The sequence below is a fragment of the Alkalisalibacterium limincola genome (assembly GCF_008017755.1).
Taxonomy (GTDB): Bacteria; Pseudomonadota; Gammaproteobacteria; order Xanthomonadales; family Xanthomonadaceae; genus Alkalisalibacterium; species Alkalisalibacterium limincola.
In genome coordinates this window covers 353,935-372,005 of sequence record NZ_VRTS01000001.1, presented here as the reverse complement: position 1 = coordinate 372,005, position 18,071 = coordinate 353,935, and the positions used below count along the sequence as shown (strand labels likewise).

13 protein-coding genes, 2 tRNA genes and 1 pseudogene are annotated in these 18,071 nt (G+C 68.8%); 4 read left to right on the top strand and 12 right to left on the bottom strand.

All coding sequences use genetic code 11. The annotated features are described in order from the left end of the window. The first annotated feature begins 118 nt into the window (after positions 1-118). The gene (locus FU658_RS01700; protein ID WP_147890511.1) at positions 119-3,067 is read left to right on the top strand and encodes a bifunctional diguanylate cyclase/phosphodiesterase; all 2,949 of its coding nucleotides are present in this window, start codon (positions 119-121) and stop codon (positions 3,065-3,067) included. Here the strand turns inward: FU658_RS01700 and xseA are convergent. Continuing rightward, positions 3,019-4,424 (bottom strand): annotated as a pseudogene (xseA, locus tag FU658_RS01695) (exodeoxyribonuclease VII large subunit). The gene FU658_RS01700 and the pseudogene xseA overlap by 49 nt on opposite strands. A gap of 116 nt (positions 4,425-4,540) precedes the next feature. Here xseA and FU658_RS01690 point away from each other — a divergent pair. After that, positions 4,541-6,199: a hypothetical protein gene (locus tag FU658_RS01690; protein ID WP_147890510.1), complete on the top strand. Its 1,659-nt coding sequence runs from the start codon at positions 4,541-4,543 to the stop codon at positions 6,197-6,199. 20 nt (positions 6,200-6,219) lie between these two features. Further along, entirely contained in the window at positions 6,220-7,464 is a 1,245-nt protein-coding gene (gene ispG, locus FU658_RS01685; protein WP_147890509.1) for a flavodoxin-dependent (E)-4-hydroxy-3-methylbut-2-enyl-diphosphate synthase, read from the top strand. A 12-nt stretch (positions 7,465-7,476) separates the two neighbouring features. Here ispG and FU658_RS01680 read toward each other — a convergent pair whose 3' ends face one another. From FU658_RS01680 to rnd, 8 genes are all read right to left on the bottom strand, one after another. Beyond that, positions 7,477-8,349 carry a DMT family transporter gene (locus FU658_RS01680; RefSeq protein WP_147890724.1) on the bottom strand — a complete coding sequence of 291 codons (873 nt, stop codon included), beginning with the start codon at positions 8,347-8,349 and terminating at the stop codon, positions 7,477-7,479. Between the two features lie 56 nt (positions 8,350-8,405). Next, positions 8,406-9,458, bottom strand: coding sequence for a UDP-N-acetylmuramate dehydrogenase (gene murB / locus FU658_RS01675; RefSeq protein ID WP_147890508.1), 1,053 nt, complete (start codon positions 9,456-9,458; stop codon positions 8,406-8,408). Then, positions 9,455-10,498, bottom strand: coding sequence for a quinone-dependent dihydroorotate dehydrogenase (locus FU658_RS01670; RefSeq protein WP_147890507.1), 1,044 nt, complete (start codon positions 10,496-10,498; stop codon positions 9,455-9,457). The genes murB and FU658_RS01670 overlap by 4 nt, the downstream gene beginning before the upstream one ends. A gap of 68 nt (positions 10,499-10,566) precedes the next feature. Then, positions 10,567-10,794 (bottom strand): DUF4190 domain-containing protein, encoded by a 228-nt coding sequence (locus FU658_RS01665; protein ID WP_321167721.1) that lies wholly within the window; start codon positions 10,792-10,794, stop codon positions 10,567-10,569. A 19-nt stretch (positions 10,795-10,813) separates the two neighbouring features. Next, on the bottom strand, positions 10,814-12,349 hold the full coding sequence (amaB, locus tag FU658_RS01660) for an L-piperidine-6-carboxylate dehydrogenase (protein ID WP_147890506.1): 1,536 nt from the start codon (positions 12,347-12,349) through the stop codon (positions 10,814-10,816). A gap of 42 nt (positions 12,350-12,391) precedes the next feature. Beyond that, positions 12,392-12,468: transfer RNA gene (locus FU658_RS01655), tRNA-Arg, on the bottom strand. Positions 12,469-12,611: 143 nt separating this feature from the next. After that, a tRNA-Ala gene (locus tag FU658_RS01650) sits at positions 12,612-12,687 on the bottom strand. 38 nt (positions 12,688-12,725) lie between these two features. Next, positions 12,726-13,847 (bottom strand): ribonuclease D, encoded by a 1,122-nt coding sequence (gene rnd / locus FU658_RS01645; protein WP_147890505.1) that lies wholly within the window; start codon positions 13,845-13,847, stop codon positions 12,726-12,728. A gap of 62 nt (positions 13,848-13,909) precedes the next feature. Between rnd and FU658_RS01640 the strand changes: the two genes are divergently transcribed. Continuing rightward, complete coding sequence (locus FU658_RS01640) at positions 13,910-15,814, top strand: formylglycine-generating enzyme family protein (RefSeq protein WP_147890504.1); 1,905 nt, start codon at positions 13,910-13,912, stop codon at positions 15,812-15,814. 59 nt (positions 15,815-15,873) lie between these two features. Here the strand turns inward: FU658_RS01640 and phbB (FU658_RS01635) are convergent, their stop codons facing one another. The 3 genes from phbB (FU658_RS01635) to phbB (FU658_RS01625) all read right to left on the bottom strand — a co-directional run bounded on the left by phbB (FU658_RS01635) (position 15,874) and on the right by phbB (FU658_RS01625) (position 18,028). Continuing rightward, complete coding sequence (gene phbB / locus FU658_RS01635) at positions 15,874-16,611, bottom strand: acetoacetyl-CoA reductase (protein ID WP_147890503.1); 738 nt, start codon at positions 16,609-16,611, stop codon at positions 15,874-15,876. A 97-nt stretch (positions 16,612-16,708) separates the two neighbouring features. Continuing rightward, positions 16,709-17,215 carry a polyhydroxyalkanoate synthesis repressor PhaR gene (gene phaR, locus FU658_RS01630; RefSeq protein ID WP_147890502.1) on the bottom strand — a complete coding sequence of 169 codons (507 nt, stop codon included), beginning with the start codon at positions 17,213-17,215 and terminating at the stop codon, positions 16,709-16,711. A gap of 72 nt (positions 17,216-17,287) precedes the next feature. Then, positions 17,288-18,028 carry an acetoacetyl-CoA reductase gene (gene phbB, locus FU658_RS01625; RefSeq protein WP_147890501.1) on the bottom strand — a complete coding sequence of 247 codons (741 nt, stop codon included), beginning with the start codon at positions 18,026-18,028 and terminating at the stop codon, positions 17,288-17,290. Positions 18,029-18,071: the final 43 nt, after the last annotated feature.

The window sequence follows — 18,071 nt, the reverse complement described above, 5'->3', positions numbered from 1 at the left end:
TCTCGGGTGGCAATCCATCCGTGCAAGGGTAGCGGATCGCTCCTTCGACCGAAATTGCGGGCCGTGGACATGTATTCCGGTCGTCGGGGCGATATGCTCCGGGACAATGGGGAGTTCCGTGACACAAGCCAGTCCGCCGAGGGCCGATGCATCGCTGCGTCAGGCGCAGGTGTGGCATGCACTGGTGCAGGCGCGTGAACTCCCCGACCTGGCCCAGGCGCTGTCGCGCCTGGGTGAAACGCTGCCCGGTTTCCGTGCCCTGCGACTGGGTTGGGGCAACGAGGCCACTGGCACCCGTTGTGCCCCGGACGGCGTGCTTCTGGACGCGGCCGTGGAGCAGGCGTTGCAGCGGGCCTGTGCGGCCCGCGATGGCCTGGTGCTGGAGTTGCCGGGTGCGGTGACCGCCGCCTGGCCGGTGCCGGCCACCGACCGGACCATCTCCGTGGTCATCCTGTGCGAAGACAACACGCCGGTGGCGCGCTTCCAGCCCCTGCTCGACAGCGCCAGGGCCCTGGCCAGCGCACTGGTGGAGAAGGAGTCGCTGCGCCTGGCGGTGGCCCGGACGGGCCAGGCGGAGCGGCTGCAGAACGCGCTGTACTCGATTGCGGAACTGGCCAGTTCCGAACTGGACATGCCGCGCATGCTGGCCCGGCTGCACGAGATCGTCGCAGGGCTGATGTACGCGGAAAACTTCTTCATCGTCCGTTACAGCGCCGCCCGGCAGACCATCCGGTTCATCTATTTCGCGGACTCCCAGGATCCGTTCATTCCCGACCCGGAGACGGAGCTGGGGATCGCCGACCTGCCCAACAGCCTGACCCTGGGCATGATCCGCCATGGCCGTGCGCTGATGGGGCCCTCCGCCCAGCTGCGTGCGCAGATCGGCCTGGAGCCTGCCGACGCGCATGGCCCGGACAGCGCCGACTGGCTCGGGGTACCGCTGCTCAGTGGCGAGGAGGTGCGCGGCGCAGTCGTGGTGCAGAGCTATGACGGCCAGGTCAGCTTCTCCGAGGAGGACCGGGTGCTGTTGTCCTTCGTCGCGCAGCACATCCTGACCGCGCTCGAGCGCCGTGATGCGCGCGAGGAACTCGAGCGCCGGGTCGGCGAGCGCACCCGCGAGCTCGCGCGGACCAACAGCGAGTTGCGTTCGGAGGTCGAGGAGCGCCAGCGTGCCGAGCGCCTGCAGGCGGCCCTGTTCCGCATCGCGGAACTGTCCATCACCACCGGCTCCCAGGATGCCTTCCACGCCGCCGTGCACGAGGTGGTCGGCAGATTGCTCTACGCGCGCAACTTCTTTATCGCCCTGCTCAACGAAGGCGGCGATGGACTGGAGTTCCCGTACTCCGTCGACGAACGCGATGCCCAGCGTCCACCCAGGCACCTGGCCCATGGCCTGAGCGAATACGTCCTGCGCACCAGGAAGCCCCTGCTGGCCGACCACGACAAGGTGTCGGAGCTGGTCGCGACCGGCGAGGTGCAAAGCTCCGGTGCGGCATCCCGTTGCTGGCTGGGCGTTCCGCTGATCCGCGACGAGGTGGCGGTGGGCGTGGTCGTGGTGCAGAGCTACTCCGACGAGGTGATGTTCACCCACCGTGACCAGGAACTGCTGACCTTCGTCTCTTTCCACATCGCCAGCGGCCTGGTGCGCAAGCGTGCGCAGGAACGCCTGCTGGAGGCCTATGCCGAACTCGAGCACCGCGTCGAGGAGCGCACCGAGGCGCTGGCCAGGGCCAACAGCGAGTTGCGCGCCCAGATCGTGGAGCGCGAACGCGCCGAGCGCGAGCTGACCCACCTCGCGCTTCACGACAGCCTGACCGGGCTGCCCAACCGCACCCAGTTCCTGGATCGACTGCAACAGTCGATGCAGGAGTACGCCACGCGCACCGACTCGCCGTTCGCCGTGCTGTTCCTGGACCTCGACCGTTTCAAGGTGGTCAACGACAGCGTCGGCCACCTGGTCGGGGACGAACTGCTCAAGCACGCGGCCCGCCGCATCTCGATGGCGGTGCGCGAGCCGGACATGGTGGCCCGCCTCGGCGGCGACGAATTCGCCGTCCTGCTCGAAGACGTGGGCGACGAGGCCGGCGCGATCGAGGTCGGGCGCCGCATCATCGACGCGCTTTCGGCGCCAATGATGATCGAGGGCAAGGAATTGTTCACCTCGGCCAGCATCGGCATCGCGCTGGCCACGCCGGAATACCTCGCGGCCGAGGAACTGCTGCGTGACGCGGATGCGGCGATGTACCGTGCCAAGGCCGCTGGTCGCAACACCTCGGAAACCTTCGATGCCGGGTTGCGGCTGGAGGCGCTGCGCGTGCTGGACCTGGAAAGCGACCTGCGCCGATCCCTGGCACGGGGCGATTTCGAGCCGTACTTCCAGCCCATCGTCGCGCTGGAGGATGCCCGCACGGTTGCCCACGAGGCCCTGCTGCGCTGGCACCACCCGGTTCGCGGGCTGCTGCTGCCCGGAAGCTTCCTGTCGGTCGCGCAGGACAGCGGCCTCATCGAGCAGATCGACTGGCAGGTCTTCGAGCAGGCCATTGCGGCGATCCCCCGCCTGTGTCCGGACGGGGGCTATGTGTGCATCAATGTCTCGCCCCGGCACCTGCATTCACGGGCGTTCGTGCCGCGATTGCAGGCCCTGCTGGCCAAGGCCGGCGCCGAGGGCCGGCAACTGCGTGTCGAACTCACCGAGGGCGCGTTGCTGGAGGGCTCGGAGTCGGTGCACCACAGCCTCGCGCAGCTTCGCGGGGCCGGCATCATCGCGCAGATCGACGACTTCGGTACCGGGTACTCGGCCCTGTCCTACCTGCACCGCTTCCCGATCGGCGCATTGAAGATCGATCGCAGCTTCGTCGCGGACCTGGACAAGGATCCGGCCGGCAGCGGGCGGGGGGCCGTGGTGGGCGCGATCCTGGCGATGGCGCGGTCGCTCGACCTGGAAGTGATCGCGGAGGGCATCGAATCCCCTGGCCAGCGGGAAATGCTGATGAAGCTGGGTTGCCAGCTCGGGCAGGGCTACTTCTTCGGGCACCCGTTGCCGCTGCCACCCGGGTCCGTACGCTGACCGGAGCTCACCTCAAGCAAGGCCTCGCCATCGAAGAAGCGGGCCCTGAGACGCTGCCCGGGGCGTAGCTGTGCCTGGCTGCGAACGACCGCCTGGCTGTCCTCGTCGCGCATGATCACGTAGCCACGCTCGAGCGTGGCCAGGGGGCCGACCGCATGCATGGCCCGCGCCATGGCGTCGACCTGCTGCCTGCGCTCGCGCAGCATGCGCTCGGCCACCGATCGCTGGCGCTGGTGGGCCTGGCGCAAGCGCTCGCCGAGCAGGGCCAGGTGCCGCTTCGGATGGAGCGTCCCCAATACGGCCCGGCTGCGCGAGAGCCGCGAGTGGCGGTTTTCCAATGGCCGACGCATCGCCAGCGCCATCCGGCGCGACGCCTGTTCCAACCGCTCCCGGCCGCGTTCCAGGCGCGCTGCGGAGCCTGCGACTGCAGTCGCAGCACAGCCCGGTCCAGCCCTTGCCCGGCCCGTGCAAGGTGTCGGCCGAGCTCTGCTGCGAGGCGCTGCCGGTGGCGTTCGAGCTGGTCGGCGAACGCTGCGCGGTCGGGCACCAGCAGCTCGGCGGCTGCCGATGGCGTGGCCGCGCGGAGTGCCGCGGCGAATTCCGCCAGGCTGAAATCGCTTTCATGGCCCACGGCAGCCACGATCGGTACCGGGCAGGTCGCCATCCACCGGACGAGGGCTTCGTCATTGAAGGCCCACAGGTCTTCGAGCGAGCCTCCGCCACGCGTGAGCAGCAGCGCGTCATAGCGACCCGAGGCCGCCGCGCGCTGCAAGGCGTGCAGGATCGTCGCGGCGGCACCTTCGCCCTGCACCGGCACCGGCAGCACGTCGACGGCAAGCAGCGGGAAGCGCCGCCCCAGCACGCTGATCACGTCGCGTACCGCCGCGCCACGCGGCGAGGTGACCACGCCCAGGCGCCGCACGAGGCGGGGCAGGGACGGCTTCCCGGCGGGATCGAACAGTCCTTCGGCGGCGAGACGGGTCCTGAGGGCCTCGAACGCGGCGCGAAGCGCACCCTCGCCGGCGGGCTCCATGTGCTCGAGCACCAGCTGGTAGTCACCGCGGGGCTCGTACAGCGTCAGGCGGCCGCGGGCCAGCACCTGCTGGCCGTTGGCCGGTGCGAAGGCCAGCCGCGAGGCCTTGAGCCGGAACAGCGCGCAGCGCACCTGCGCGCGTTCGTCCTTCAGGGTGAAATAGAGGTGCCCGGAAGCCGGTCGCGACAGGTTGCTGATCTCCGCCTCGACCCAGACCACCGGGAACGAGCCTTCCAGCAGGTCGCGCGCGAGGGCGTTGAGCTGGGCCGGCTTGAGGACCTGGCGCTCGCGCGGGATCGTGCTGGACGGGGAATCTGCGGTCATGGGGCGGTTCCGGGCCGGCCGATCAGGATGCCGGGGTGGGGCGCAGGCGGCAAGTTGGCACGATGAACGGTGGCCGTGCCGACCGCGCTAGAATCGGGCTCCTGCAAGGAGATTCCATGAGCGAAAGCCATCGCCGACTGCTCGATCTGGGGCCTGCCGCCGAGAAGCCGGAGGCGGGCAGTGGCTTGCCGCGGGAACTTCGCAAGCTCAAGACCTGGCTGGGCGAACTTCCGTGGGCCAATCCCGATGTCGCCCTCGACCAGTTGCAGCAGGCACTGGTCGACCTGGCCACGCGCGAAGGCGTCTCCGGTGCCGATCGATGGGCGGCAGCGGAAGCACTGCGTGGCCCGGTGCTGGAGGTCATCGCGCTGGTGTCGCGACGCTTCCTCGGCGTTCCGCTGCCGTTGCCGCCGGCAGGCGTGGCGGCCGCACGCCAGGTCGAGGCCCTGCACCGCCACCTGGCAGACGCCTGCCGGCGTGCGGCGGGTGGGATGTGCTCGTCGAACGGCGGCTTGCCGATGCTGCGTTCCGGGCGCGTGGTCAGCGCGCTGGAGCGCGCCAGCCACCACTATTGCGAAGCGCTTTCCGTGGCGTGGGCCACGTATCGCACACCGGCGCACGGCGCCTGGCTGGGCCTGTACCGCACCCACCACTTCGCCGAATCGGTGTCGGTGGCCGACAAGGAGCCCGCCCAGCCCTCCTCGGAGCATGCCCGCACCACGCGGACACACCTGGTTCGCAGCCTGCTGGTGGCGCTGGCCAACCCCTACGCTTTCGACCAGGACGACCAGGCACTCCTGTGGCGGTTGAGTGCGAGCTATGCGCCGCTGTGTTCGTTGTCCCCGGCAGGCAAGGACGAGGACGGCGGCCAGTGGATCGCACCGGTGCCGGTCGACGCCGACCGGGGGCCGGGCGGGCTGGTGGATGACCCGGCGCAGTGGCTGCACCTGTCGTTCGCCGCCTACCAGGACGACGTGGCCAACGCGATCGACCAGTACGACGGGGACCCCGCGTCGGTGGTCGGCCTGGGACGCGGCCGTTCCCTGCACCAGGTACCCATGTCGATGCTCCAGCAGCTTCGCCGCGCGTTCGGACAACGCTCCGCACGACGGCACGAGCGACTGCCCGGCGGACACGAGCTGGAGATCGTCATCGGCCTGGCGGGTCTGCATTTCCATCTTTCAGGCCGTGATTTCGACGAGTTCGTCCGCCAGGCGCGTGAACACGTCATCCAGGTCAGCGACCGCGCAGGCTGGGCCCAGTCGGGTGCCGATGCCGCGCGCGCGCCGCTCGTGCGTGCGGAGGTGCTCGACCAGAGCCTCGGGGGCTATCGTCTCGGGGTGCGCGATGAAGGACTGGTGCGTGCACGCGTGGGCGAACTTGTCGGGCTGTCCTGGCGGCAGGCCCCGACGCTGGCCGGGTTGCCACGCGACTGGCTGGTCGGCGTGGTGCGCTGGCTGCGCTATGACGATGGCGGCGGCGTGATCGTCGGCGTCGAGCTGCTCTCGCGTCGGGCGTGGCCGGTGGCGCTGCAGCCTCCAAGTGCCGCCGACCAGGCCCACTCGGCGGTGCGCGCCGTTGAACTGGTGACGGCGCAGGACGAGGAGCATGAGCGCGGCCGCTTCGTGGTTTCGCTGGTGGACCGGCCGTCCGGCCAGGTCGAACGGCTGGCATTGTCCCTCGCCGAGGGCGAGGCAGACGAGGAAGCCATGGCCCTGGGGACCGTTTCGCGTGCCGGCGAATACCTGATACTGGACGAGGTGGCGGAGCGCTGAGCCCGCCCCGAGAGGATCGAATGAGCGACAGCAGTTTTGGTTCGCGCCCGCGGCGCCGTACCGTGGCGGTGGATGTCTCCGGCGTGGCCATCGGTGGCCAGGCCCCGGTCGTGGTGCAGTCGATGACCAACACCGACACGGCCGACGTGGAGTCCACCACGCGGCAGGTGGCGCAGTTGTGGCGCGCGGGTTCGGAGCTGGTGCGGGTGACGGTCAACACGCCCGAGGCTGCCGCCGCAGTCCCGCGGATCGTCGATCGCCTGCAGATGATGGGCATCAGCGTGCCGATCGTCGGGGATTTCCACTACAACGGCCACCAGTTGCTCGAGCGCGAGCCCGCCTGTGCCGAGGCCCTGGCGAAGTACCGCATCAATCCCGGCAACGTGGGCTTCGGCAAGAAGAAGGACCAGCAGTTCTCCAAGATCGTCGAAACGGCCGTGCGGCATGGCAAGCCCGTGCGCATCGGTGTGAACTGGGGTTCGCTCGACCAGGCCCTGGCCACACGGCTGATGGACGAAAACGCCGCGCGCCGGGAGCCCTGGGACGCCGGCCGGGTGTTGCGCGAGGCACTGGTGGTGTCGGCGCTCGAATCGGCCGCCCGCGCCGAGGAACTGGGCCTGGCCCGTGATCGCATCGTGCTCAGTGCGAAGGTCAGCGGCGTGCAGGAGCTCATCGCGGTCTACCGCGACCTGGCGCGTCGTTCCGACTACGCACTGCACCTGGGCCTGACCGAGGCCGGCATGGGCTCCAAGGGCATCGTGGCCTCAACCGCTGCACTGGCGGTGCTGATGCAGGAAGGCATCGGCGACACGATCCGCATCTCCCTGACCCCGGAGCCGGGGCAGTCGCGCACCGCCGAAGTGGTGGTGGCTCAGGAACTGTTGCAGACAATGGGCCTGCGGGCGTTCACCCCGCTGGTCACGGCCTGCCCGGGCTGTGGCCGGACGACCTCGGAGTTCTTCCAGGTCCTGGCGCAGAAGGTGCAGGCACACGTCCGCGAGAAGATGCCGCAGTGGCGCATCAGCCATCCGGGCGCCGAGAACCTGTCACTGGCGGTGATGGGATGCGTGGTGAACGGGCCGGGCGAGAGCAGGCACGCCGACATCGGCATCTCGCTGCCCGGCACCGGGGAGGCCCCGTCCGCCCCGGTGTTCATCGACGGCGAGAAGGCGATGACGCTGAAGGGCGAGAACATCGCCGAGGCATTCGTCGAGGTCATCGACGACTACGTCGATCGTCGCTACGGCGGGCGCGATCGGGACTGAGCCTCGGCCCGGCTAGCGCGGGTTGGGTGTCTCCGGGGCGATTTCGGGGTCGGTGACGGCGCGCCGGGCCAGTTGCGATTCGCGGTGCGCGATGTAGGCGTTGGCACCGAACACGATCGCCGCACCGATCGCGGTGTAGCGATCCACCCCCTCGCCGAACAGCAGCCATGCCAGCACGGCGACCACGGGCAGCTGCAGGAAGCTCACCGGCGTGAGCAGCGAGGCATCGCCCAGCCTGAACGCGCGGGTCCAGCACATGTGTCCGGCCGTACCCAGCGCACCTGCCAGGATGATCCACAGCCAGGTGATGCCCACCGGTGTCTCCCAGACCAGCAGTGCCGGTACCAGCGACATCGGGATCCACAGCAGGCTGGTGTAGATGACGATCGCGTCCGGGTGTTCGGTGCGCGAGAGAAACTTGATGCTCACCGCCACCGCCGCACTCATCGCCGCGGCGAACAGCGCCACCAGCATGCCGAGGGTGAAGTCGCCCCCGAACGGCCGCAGGATGACGATGACCCCGATGAATCCGACCAGCACTGCGCTCCAGCGCCGGGCGCGGACCACCTCGCCCAGCAGCAGGACCGCCAGGATCGTCACGAACAGCGGCGTGGAGTACGACAGCGAGATGGCCTGGGCCAGCGGCAGGTTCACGATCGCCCAGAACCCGGCCAGCATCGAGGCGATGCCGATCAGGCAGCGGGTGAAGTACAGCGGCAGTTTCGCCGTTTGCAGCAGTCTCGGCCCATGCCGCAAGAGCAGCGGCAGCGCGAACGCGAACCCGAACACGTTGCGGAAGAAGGCGATCTCGAACGGGTGCAGTTGCGCCGATGCCAGGCGGATCGTCACCGCCATGATGCCGAAGAACACCGCGCTGGCGGTCATCAGGCCGATCGCGTGCCAGATGTCGCGGGCCGCCTTGTCACCGGCGCTGGAGTTGATCACGACCACCTGGCGTCGGGGTCGGCACCGATGATCCGGGGCTCGGGTTCGAGCTCGATGCCGAAGCGTGCCGACACGGAGGCGGCGACCTTGCGCGCCAGGGCGAGCAATTCGCGTCCCGAGGCATGTCCGTGGTTCACCAGGACCAGCGCGTGCTGGTCGGAGATGCCGGCGTCGCCGTCGCGGTGGCCCTTCCAGCCACACGCCTCGATCAGCCAGGCCGCGGAAAGCTTGGCCTGGCCCGCGCTGCCGGAAGGGAACACGGGCAGGGTCGGGTTCTCCGCCGCGAGCCGCTCCGCGGTGTGCTGCGACACGACCGGGTTCTTGAAGAAGCTGCCGGCGTTGCCGATCAAAGCCGGATTGGGCAGTTTGCGGGTGCGCAGCCGGATCACGGCTTCGGCGACCTGCGAGGGGCGGGGCTGCCCCACGTCCATCGCCGCAAGCTCCTCGCGGATGCCGGCATAGGCCAGGCGTGGCTCGGCGTGGCGCGGCAGCCGGAACTCAACCGCGGTGACCACCCAGCGCCCGGCCTCCTGCTTGAACAGGCTGTCGCGGTAGCCAAAGCGGCATTGTCCGCGCCCCAGCCGTTCCAGCGCGAGATGCACGCGGTCGAACGCCTCCACGGTCTCGATGAATTCTGCGACCTCGACCCCGTAGGCGCCGATGTTCTGGATCGGGGCGGCGCCCACCGTGCCCGGGATCAGCGACAGGTTCTCCAGGCCGGCGAGCCCGTGGCCCAGCGTGTACTGCACGAAGTCGTTCCAGGAGACGCCGGCCTCGGCACGTACAAGCGCACTCGTGTCGTCGCTTTCCAGGATCGTGATGCCGTGCATCGCCAGGCTGACCACGACGCCGGGGACATCCGCGACCAGGAGCAGGTTGCTGCCTTCGCCCAGCACCAGCACCGGTCCATCGCGCAACATCGGGAAGGAAAACAGTTCCTCCAGCGCCGATACTTGGCGCACCTCGGCGAGCAACTGCGCTCGCACGGGCACCCGGAACGTGTTGCGACCGGTCAGCGGGGCGTTTTCGGTCAGGGTGTAGCCGCTCATCCCCGTGACGGCGCTTCACGGCGTCGGCGCACGGCCTCCACGGCTTCGTACACCAGGCCCGGACCGCGGTAGACCATGCCGGTATAGACCTGCACCAGGCTGGCACCCGCCGCCAGCTTGCCGGCGGCGTCGGCGCCGCTGAGGATGCCGCCCACCCCGATGATCGGGATGTTCTCGTTGAGCTTGCTGCGCAGGCGGCGCAGCACCGCGGTGGAGCGCGCATACAGGGGCTTGCCCGACAAGCCGCCGGCTTCGGACGCATGGCGGTGCCCGGCCACGGCCTGGCGTTCGATCGTGGTGTTGGTGGCGATCACGCCGTCGACCCGGGCCAGGTTCATGATCTCCGCGATCCGGTCGATCTCCTCCTCGGCCAGGTCCGGCGCGATCTTCACCAGCATCGGTCGCCGCTCACCGAATTCGGCGGCCAGGTCCTCCTGCGACTCGCGCAGCGTGGAGATGAAGTTCCACAACATCTCCTCCTGCTGCAGGTCGCGCAGCCCGGCCGTGTTGGGCGAGGAGATGTTGACGGTGACGTAGTCCGCGACCGGATAGACCTTGCGCAGGCAGTGCAGGTAGTCGTCGACCGCATTCTCGTTGGGGGTGTCGCGGTTCTTGCCGATGTTGATGCCCAGCAGGCCCGGTCCGCTGCGTCGGGCGCGCTCGACGTTGGCGACCAGCGCATCGACGCCGTCGTTGTTGAAGCCCAGCCGGTTGATCACCGCCTGGTGCTCGGGGAGCCGGAACATGCGCGGCTTGGGATTGCCCTCCTGGGCGCGCGGCGTGGTGGTGCCGATCTCGACGAATCCGAAGCCGAGCGCGAACAGGGCGTCGATGTGGGTGCCGTTCTTGTCCAGCCCCGCGGCGAGTCCGACCGGGTTGGGGAACTCCAGCCCGAACGCCTTGACCGGCATCGGCTCGGGACGACGCGAGAGCAGCGGATTGAGGCCGCTGCGGTAGGCCGCCTCGATGGCCCGCATCGCAGCGTGGTGCGCCTGCTCGGCGTCGAGCCGGAACAGGAACGGGCGGGCGAGGGCGTACATGGGTCAGCTGAAGATCGCGGCCAGGGCCGCGAGCGACCCGAAGATGAAGATGACGGCGAAGAACGCCATCACCAGCAGCACCAGCTGCAGCCATCCGAGGACCAGGCCGCGACGGCCAGGCCGTCGCCGGTCTCGTGGCCCGCCGGCATGCTGACGCGCAGCTCGCCGCGGGCCATGTGCCCGGTGATGATCGCCACGATCGCACCCACCAGGGGCACCACGGTCCACGCGAGGATCCCGAAGACCAGGCTGACGATCGCGAGGGTATTGGTGGAGGGTGGTCGTGGCATGTTCATCGCGGGGACGGCTCCGGGGTCAGAGGTCGAACTTGATGCCCTGGGCCAGCGGCAGCGCGTCGGAGTAGTTGATCGTATTGGTTTGCCGGCGCATGTACACCTTCCACGCATCCGAGCCGGATTCCCGGCCACCACCGGTCTCCTTCTCGCCGCCGAACGCCCCGCCGATCTCGGCGCCGGAGGTGCCGATGTTGACGTTGGCGATGCCGCAGTCGGAGCCGGCCGCGGACAGGAACTGCTCGGCCACGCGCATGTTCATCGTGAACATCGCCGAGGACAGGCCCTGCGGCACGTCGTTCTGCATCTCGATCGCCTCGTCGATGTCCTTGAACGGCACCACGTAGAGGATCGGGGCGAAGGTCTCGGTCTGGATCACTTCGTGGCTGTTCGGCACGCCAGTGATGATCGTGGGCTTCACGAAGTGGCCCTTGCGGTCGGTCATCGCCTCGCCGCCGGCCCGCACTTCGCCGCCGGCCGCCTTCGCCTTCTCGATCGCACCCAGGTAGCGCTGCACCGAGGCGTCGTCGATCAGCGGGCCCATCAGCGTGCCTGCCGCATTGGGGTCGCCGATCTTGCCCTCGACCTGCTTGTAGGCCGACACCAGCTTCTCGACGATCTCGTCGTGCACCTTCTCGTGCACGAACAGGCGCCGGGTCGAGGTGCAGCGCTGGCCCGCGGTGCCGACCGCGCCGAACACGATCGCCGGGATCGCCAGTTTCATGTCCGCGGATTCGTCCACGATCATCGCGTTGTTGCCGCCCAGCTCCAGCAGCGAACGACCCATGCGCGCGGCGACGCGCTCGCCGACCTTGCGGCCCACGGCGGTCGAACCGGTGAAGCTGATCAGCCCGATGCGCTTGTCGTCCACGAACTTCTGCGCCAGCTCGGTGCCGGCGTCGTTGAACAGGAAGAAGATGTCCGGGAAGCCGGCCTCGCGCAGGGCGTCGTTGCAGATCTTCATCGACGCGATCGCGGTCAGCGGGGTCTTCGGCGACGGCTTCCAGATGCAGATGTCTCCGCACACCGCCGCGATGAACGCGTTCCAGCTCCACACCGCGACCGGGAAGTTGAACGCGGAGATGATGCCGACCACGCCGAGCGGGTGGTACTGCTCGTACATGCGGTGGCCCGGGCGCTCGGAATGCATGGTCAGGCCGTAGAGCTGGCGCGACAGGCCGACGGCGAAGTCGGCGATGTCGATCATCTCCTGGACCTCGCCATCGCCCTCGGGCTTGATCTTGCCCATCTCCAGCGAGACCAGGGAACCCAGCGCGTCCTTGTTCTCGCGCAGCGCGTTCGCGCACAGGCGGATCGCCTCGCCGCGGCGCGGGGCCGGGGTGGTGCGCCACACCTTGAAGGATTCGCGGGCGCGCTCGACGATCTTCTCGTAGTCGGCCTCGCTGGACGCATGGACCTTGGCCAGCACCTCGCCGGTGCTCGGGTCGGTCGGCTCGATCACGCCGGCGTCGCGGGTCTTGGACCACTCGCCCTGGCCGAGATAGGTGCCGGACTCCTCGTTGCCGAGGCCGAGGGCGGAAAGTACTGCGTGGGTCATGGGAACTCCTGTTCGATTCGCCGCATCGTGCGGCGCAAAGCATGGCGACCCCGGCAGGATTCGAACCTGCGACCTTCCCCTTAGGAGGGGGACGCTCTATCCAGCTGAGCTACGGGGCCGGTGAACTGCGGCATTGTAACCGCTGGGCCGCCCGGACGAGGGGTCCGGAGGGACCGTGTGCACAAACGGAAACGGCGCCCGAAGGCGCCGCTGCCGTGTCGGTACACCGTGCGGCGCAGGCCGCGGGTGTCCTTCGTTGTCGTGGTGGAGCGGAGGAGGATCGAACTCCCGACCTTCGCATTGCGAACGCGACGCTCTCCCAGCTGAGCTACCGCCCCACGAAGCCGGAGATGATAGCGGTAGCGGCCGTGCAACGCTAGCCCCCGGACGCGATCTCCGCGGCGAGGGCCGGTTCCAGGAGTTCGCGTCGCCAGCCGCCGAACGCAGCGTCCCAATCCCCCGTGGCCAGCAGCAGCTCGATCTGCCGCCGCGAGGCCAGGACGCCGTCTGGAATGCCTGCCGCTTCGGCCACGCCCGCCACGCGCTCCTGCAGGCGCTTGACCAGCGCACGCTGGCTGGCGTCCTGGGCGGGCGCGAGGGGGAGCTCGCGGTCGCTGTCCTCCAGCGGGGCGCTGGCCACCTCCCAGAGCGGGCCGCGCAACTGCCGGGGCGAGCGTGCCTGGCCGTCGAGCAGGCGCGCGAAGGCCGCCTGGTCGACAGGGACGCGACGGGCCAGCGTCACGACCAGCTCGTTGTCGATGATCCAGCTGCGCGGCCGATCGGCCCGCCGCGCCTGCTCATCGCGCCACACCAGCAGGCGCCGCAGCCGGGCCTGCCCCTCGGCATCCAGGGTCTGGGCACTGCGCATCGACAGGTGTGGCCACGGGTCGCGTGCGTCGGCATCGGCGGCAGCCACGGCGCGCGCGCAGTCCTCCTGAAGCCACCCCTGGCGGCCCAGCTCCTCCAGTCGCCCGGAGAGCTGCCCATGCAACTCGTGCAGGTGGGTCACGTCGTCGGCGGCGTAATCCAGCTGGCGCTCGCTGAGCGGGCGCAGCAGCCAGTTGGAGCGGGTTTCACCCTTCTCCAGTTCGGTGCCGGTCAGGGAGGCCACCAGCTTCTGGTAGCCCACGCCGGTGCCGAGGCCTGCCAGGGCGGCGGCCACCTGGGTGTCGAACAAGGGGCTGGGCACGGCGTCGCAGGCGGTCTTGAACACCTGCAGGTCCTCGCTGGCGCTGTGCATGACCTTGAGCTTTCCCGGGTCCCGGAGCAGTGGAACCAGCTCCCCGGGCATGCCGGGCACGAGGGGGTCGACCAGCAGCACCTGGCCCGGGACCGACAACTGCACGAGGGCCACCTGGGGCCAGAACGTGCGCTCGCGCACAAATTCGGTGTCCACGCCCACGACCGGCTGGTCGGCCCATTGCGCGAGCGTGTTGCGCAGCGCGGCAGGATCGTCGATCCACTGCCTGGCGGGGTGTGAAGGATGTGTTGCAGCCATCAATGCATTCGCCTAAGTTGAAGCCACTTTGTCGGGACACCGACTTCAGGGGGAAGTGGTCTATGTTCGCTGTATCGGGGGAGTTCGCTTCATCTGGAAAGCATGGCACGAAGCCGACGCTGTCGGGCGGGTTTGTCGTCATGGCACTGGGGGCCGGCGTTGCGCTGGCATCGATGGGTCTGGGCGGCATCGCCCACGCGGCTGCGCAGGACGCGCCGCCGCCGGAAACAACGGCCGAGGAGGCATCCGACGCGCCCGCGTTGCGCCGTCGTCTCGTCGACGCGACGTCGCAGGAGGAGGAGTGGGCGCCGGACCTGAGCATGACGCCGGCCGAAGAGGCGCGTGAGCTGGTGCAGCGCGGTGACCAGGCGCTCGCTGCGGGGCGTCCGGAGGATTCAGCCGGCGGAGCGATCGCGTTCTACAGCCGGGCACTGACACTGAGCCCGAACAACGATGGTGCACGCAGCGGCATCGACCGGGCGGTGGCCCAGATCGTTGCACGAGGTGAGGCGGCCGTGGCTGCCGGGCGCTTCGACGAGGCAGCCCGGCTTTCGGCGATGGCCAACCGCCATCGTGGCCAGACCGCCGCGGCCCAGGCGCTTTCGACGAAGATCTCGGCGGGGCGTGAGCACGCCCAGCAGCTGGCTACCGCGCAGCAGCACATCGCCGAGGGACGGTTGGTCGCGCCCGAAGGCAACAATGCGGTGGAAATCTATCGCGCGCTCCTGGCGGCGGATCCAGGCAGTGCAGCTGCCCGCTCAGGACTGGAGCAGGTCGAGGCCGCGCTGGTGGCGCAGGCGGCGCAAGCCGCTGAAGCGGGCGACTTCGCTGCTGCCGATCGCCTCCTGGCACAGGCCGGGGAGGTGGTGCCGGGGTCGAGCGCCGCGCAGGACGCCGGCGCGCGCATCGTCGCCCAACGCGAACAACGCGCGGCCAGCATCGAGGCCAGCATCGAGTCCGCCATCGATGCCGGCGACTACGACGAGGCCGAGCGCCAGCTGGCGCAGCTCGATGGCGTGTCGCTGGACGGGCGCAATGTCGAATCGCTGCGCACACGCCTGGACAACGCACGCAACTACGCCAACTTCAGCCCGGGCGACGTGCTCACCGATCCGATCGCCTCCGGCGGCGAAGGTCCGGCGCTGGTCGTGATTCCGCTGGGCACGTTCATGATGGGCTCGCCCGCGAACGAGCGTGACCGCACCGCCAACGAGGGGCCCCAGTTCCAGGTACGGCTCTCGCGCGGTTTCGCGATGTCCCAGACCGAGATCACCGTGGGCGAGTTCCGGCAGTTCATCAACGCGACCGGCTACGTCACCAGTGCCCAGCAGGCGGGACGCGCGACGGTGTACGACGAGTCCACCGGCAGCATCGGCGAAAAGACGGGGGTCAACTGGCAGCACGATCACCTCGGTGAGCGCGCGTCCAACGACCTTCCCGTCATCCACGTGTCCTGGAACGATGCCAAGGCCTACGTGGATTGGCTGGCGCGCGAGACAGGCCAGCGCTACCGCCTGCCGACCGAAGCCGAGTACGAGTACGCCCTGCGTGCGGGAGGCCAGACGGCCTATCCGTGGGGCGATGGCGCCCAACCGCCGCGGGTGCTTGGCAACCTGACCGGCGACGGCGATCGTTCTGTTACCCGCCGCAACTGGTCGAATGCCTTCAGCGACTACTCCGACGGGCACTGGGGTCCTGCCCCCGTGCGCACCTACGAGGCGAATGCATTCGGGCTCTACAACATGATCGGCAACACGTCGGAGTGGGTGGAGGACTGCTGGCACGACAATTACCAGCGGGCCCCGACCGACGGCAGCGCCTGGGTGAACCCGGGTTGCGCCCGCCGCGTGATTCGAGGGGCGTCGTGGGCCAGTGCCCCGAGCCAGGTGCGCTCGGCATTCCGCCTGTCGGCCCAGCCGGGCTCGACCAACCCACGCCTGGGCTTCCGGGTGGTGCGCGAGTTCTAGCGGCCAGCAGGAAGCAGTAGTGCAACGCATTCGGCGGGCCATGGGCCCGCCGAATGCATTCAGAAACTCATGAACAAGCCGCCATTGACCGGGATGTTGGCACCGGTGATGTAGTCGCTGCCCGGTCCGCAAAGGAACGAGACCACGCGCGCGATGTCTTCGGGCTGGCCGATGCGGCCGACCGGAATGGAGGAGACGATCCTCTCGCGGATGTCCTCGCGGATGGCCCGGGTCATCTCGGTGTCGATATACCCGGGCGACACGGTATTCACCGTGATGCCCTTGCTGGCGGTCTCGCGGGCCAGCGACATCGTGAATCCGTGCAGTCCGGCCTTGGCTGCTGCGTAATTGGTCTGCCCGAACTGCCCGGTCTGTCCATTGATCGAGCCGATGTTGACGATGCGCCCTTCGCCACGCGCCAGCATGCCTTCCAGCACGTGTCGGCTCATGTGGTACGCACCGCCAAGGTTCACGCGGATCACGTCCTCCCAGTGCTCGGGCTCCAGCTTGCGCAGGGTGGCATCGCGGGTGATGCCCGCCGCATTGACCAGCGTCCGGATGCCTCCGTGTCGTGCCTGCACGTCCTTCGCCAGCGCGGCGCATGCCGCATCGTCGGTGACGTCGCAGGCGATGAACTCGATGCCTTCGTGGCCATCGCGCGCGCGCCACGCGTCAACTCGCGCTGCGTCCGACGCAAGGTCCACGGCCACCACCAGGTGGTCGCGGGCGAGTTGCTGGCAGATCGTGGTGCCGAGGCCGCCCAAGCCTCCGGTCACCAGGGCGACAGGTGGGTTCATAGGGGATTCCTGATGGTTGGGTTGGTGCAGGGCAGCAGGTGATGCGGCGCATCAACCCGGGCATCGCGCTCTTGGCGCCGGCCCTGGCGCAAGGGGCTCAGCGGCGCTTGCCGGTGCCGGTGGCGGGCTTCTCGCGAACCTCCCCCGGAGCGTCCTGGGAGGTCCCCATCTTGTCGATCAACCCCGACTGCAGCTCGCGCCACAGGTCCATGTTGCGCTCGGTGAGCTGGTTGAGCATGGCGAACGGGGTCTTGCCGAGCATGCTGTTGAGCTGGCTGCGGAACTGCTGCTGCTGGTCCAGGAACAGCTGCATGCTGCGCTCGAGGTAGCTGCCCATGAAGCCCTGCAGCGAGTCGCCGTAGAAGCGGATGATCTGGCTGAGCAGTTCCGTCGACAGCATCGGCTGCCCGTCCTGCTCGTGCTCGGCGATGATCTGCAGCAGGACCGAGCGGGTGATGTCGTTGCCGGACCGGGCGTCGCGCACCTCGAAGGACTCGCCATCGACGATCAGCTGGCGCACGTCTTCCAACGTGATGTAGCTGGAAATCTCGGTGTCGTAGAGGCGGCGGTTCGGATACTTCTTGATGATGCGCACTTGTGCCATGCGGCAAAAACCCCTGCGGTCTGGTGCCTTGCAGCATGGCGCAGGGGTTTTTGGAGTGCAAGCTCTAAACCGCTACCAGCCCATGTACTGGCCACCGTTCGCCGACAGGTTCGCGCCGGTGATCCAGGCCGCCTCCTCGGGCACGAAGAAACCCACCGCATAGGCGATTTCATCGGGCTTGCCCAGGCGCCCGGTCGGGATCTGCGCGATGATCTTCTCGCGCACTTCCTCGGGAACGGCCATGACCATGTCGGTGGCGATGTAGCCCGGGGACACGGTGTTGACGGTGATGCCGAAACGCGCGTTTTCCTGCGCCAGCGAGATGGTGAATCCGTGCATGCCCGCCTTCGCCGCGGCGTAGTTGGCCTGCCCGTACTGGCCCTTCTGGCCATTGATCGAGGCGATCTGGACGATGCGGCCCCACTTGCGTGCCCGCATGCCCTCGATGACCGGACGGGTGACGTTGAAACAGGAGTTGAGGTTGGTGTTGATGACCTCGTGCCATTGCTCGGCGCTCATGCGATGGAAGGTCGTGTCGCGGGTGATGCCGGCGTTGTTGACCAGGATGTCGACCGGTCCGAGTGACTTCTCGACCGCCTCGACCATCTCGCGCGCAGCCTCCGGGCTGGCCACGTCCCCGGGGACGATCGTGGCCTGGATGCCGTCGTCGGCCAGGGCCTTCTGCCAGGCCAGGGCCTTCTCCTCGTTGCGGAAGTTCGTCGCCACCTGATGGCCCATCTGGGCCAGGCGGCGGACGATGGCCGTACCGATGCCGCCGGTGCCACCGGTGACCAGTGCAATGCGTTTGCTCATGGTGAGGTCCCTCCCAGGACGGTTTGCGGGTCGAAGGTCAGGC

Excerpts from the sequence above, each read along its gene's own strand:
- FU658_RS01690 (WP_147890510.1), top strand. The coding sequence starts at position 4,541 with ATGAGCGAAAGCCATCGCCGACTGCTCGATCTGGGGCCTGCCGCCGAG.
- ispG (WP_147890509.1), top strand. The coding sequence starts at position 6,220 with ATGAGCGACAGCAGTTTTGGTTCGCGCCCGCGGCGCCGTACCGTGGCG.
- FU658_RS01680 (WP_147890724.1), bottom strand. The coding sequence starts at position 8,349 with ATGACCGCCAGCGCGGTGTTCTTCGGCATCATGGCGGTGACGATCCGC.
- murB (WP_147890508.1), bottom strand. The coding sequence starts at position 9,458 with ATGAGCGGCTACACCCTGACCGAAAACGCCCCGCTGACCGGTCGCAAC.
- FU658_RS01670 (WP_147890507.1), bottom strand. The coding sequence starts at position 10,498 with ATGTACGCCCTCGCCCGCCCGTTCCTGTTCCGGCTCGACGCCGAGCAG.
- FU658_RS01665 (WP_321167721.1), bottom strand. The coding sequence starts at position 10,794 with ATGAACATGCCACGACCACCCTCCACCAATACCCTCGCGATCGTCAGC.
- amaB (WP_147890506.1), bottom strand. The coding sequence starts at position 12,349 with ATGACCCACGCAGTACTTTCCGCCCTCGGCCTCGGCAACGAGGAGTCC.
- rnd (WP_147890505.1), bottom strand. The coding sequence starts at position 13,847 with ATGGCTGCAACACATCCTTCACACCCCGCCAGGCAGTGGATCGACGAT.
- FU658_RS01640 (WP_147890504.1), top strand. The coding sequence starts at position 13,910 with ATGTTCGCTGTATCGGGGGAGTTCGCTTCATCTGGAAAGCATGGCACG.
- phbB (WP_147890503.1), bottom strand. The coding sequence starts at position 16,611 with ATGAACCCACCTGTCGCCCTGGTGACCGGAGGCTTGGGCGGCCTCGGC.
- phaR (WP_147890502.1), bottom strand. The coding sequence starts at position 17,215 with ATGGCACAAGTGCGCATCATCAAGAAGTATCCGAACCGCCGCCTCTAC.
- phbB (WP_147890501.1), bottom strand. The coding sequence starts at position 18,028 with ATGAGCAAACGCATTGCACTGGTCACCGGTGGCACCGGCGGCATCGGT.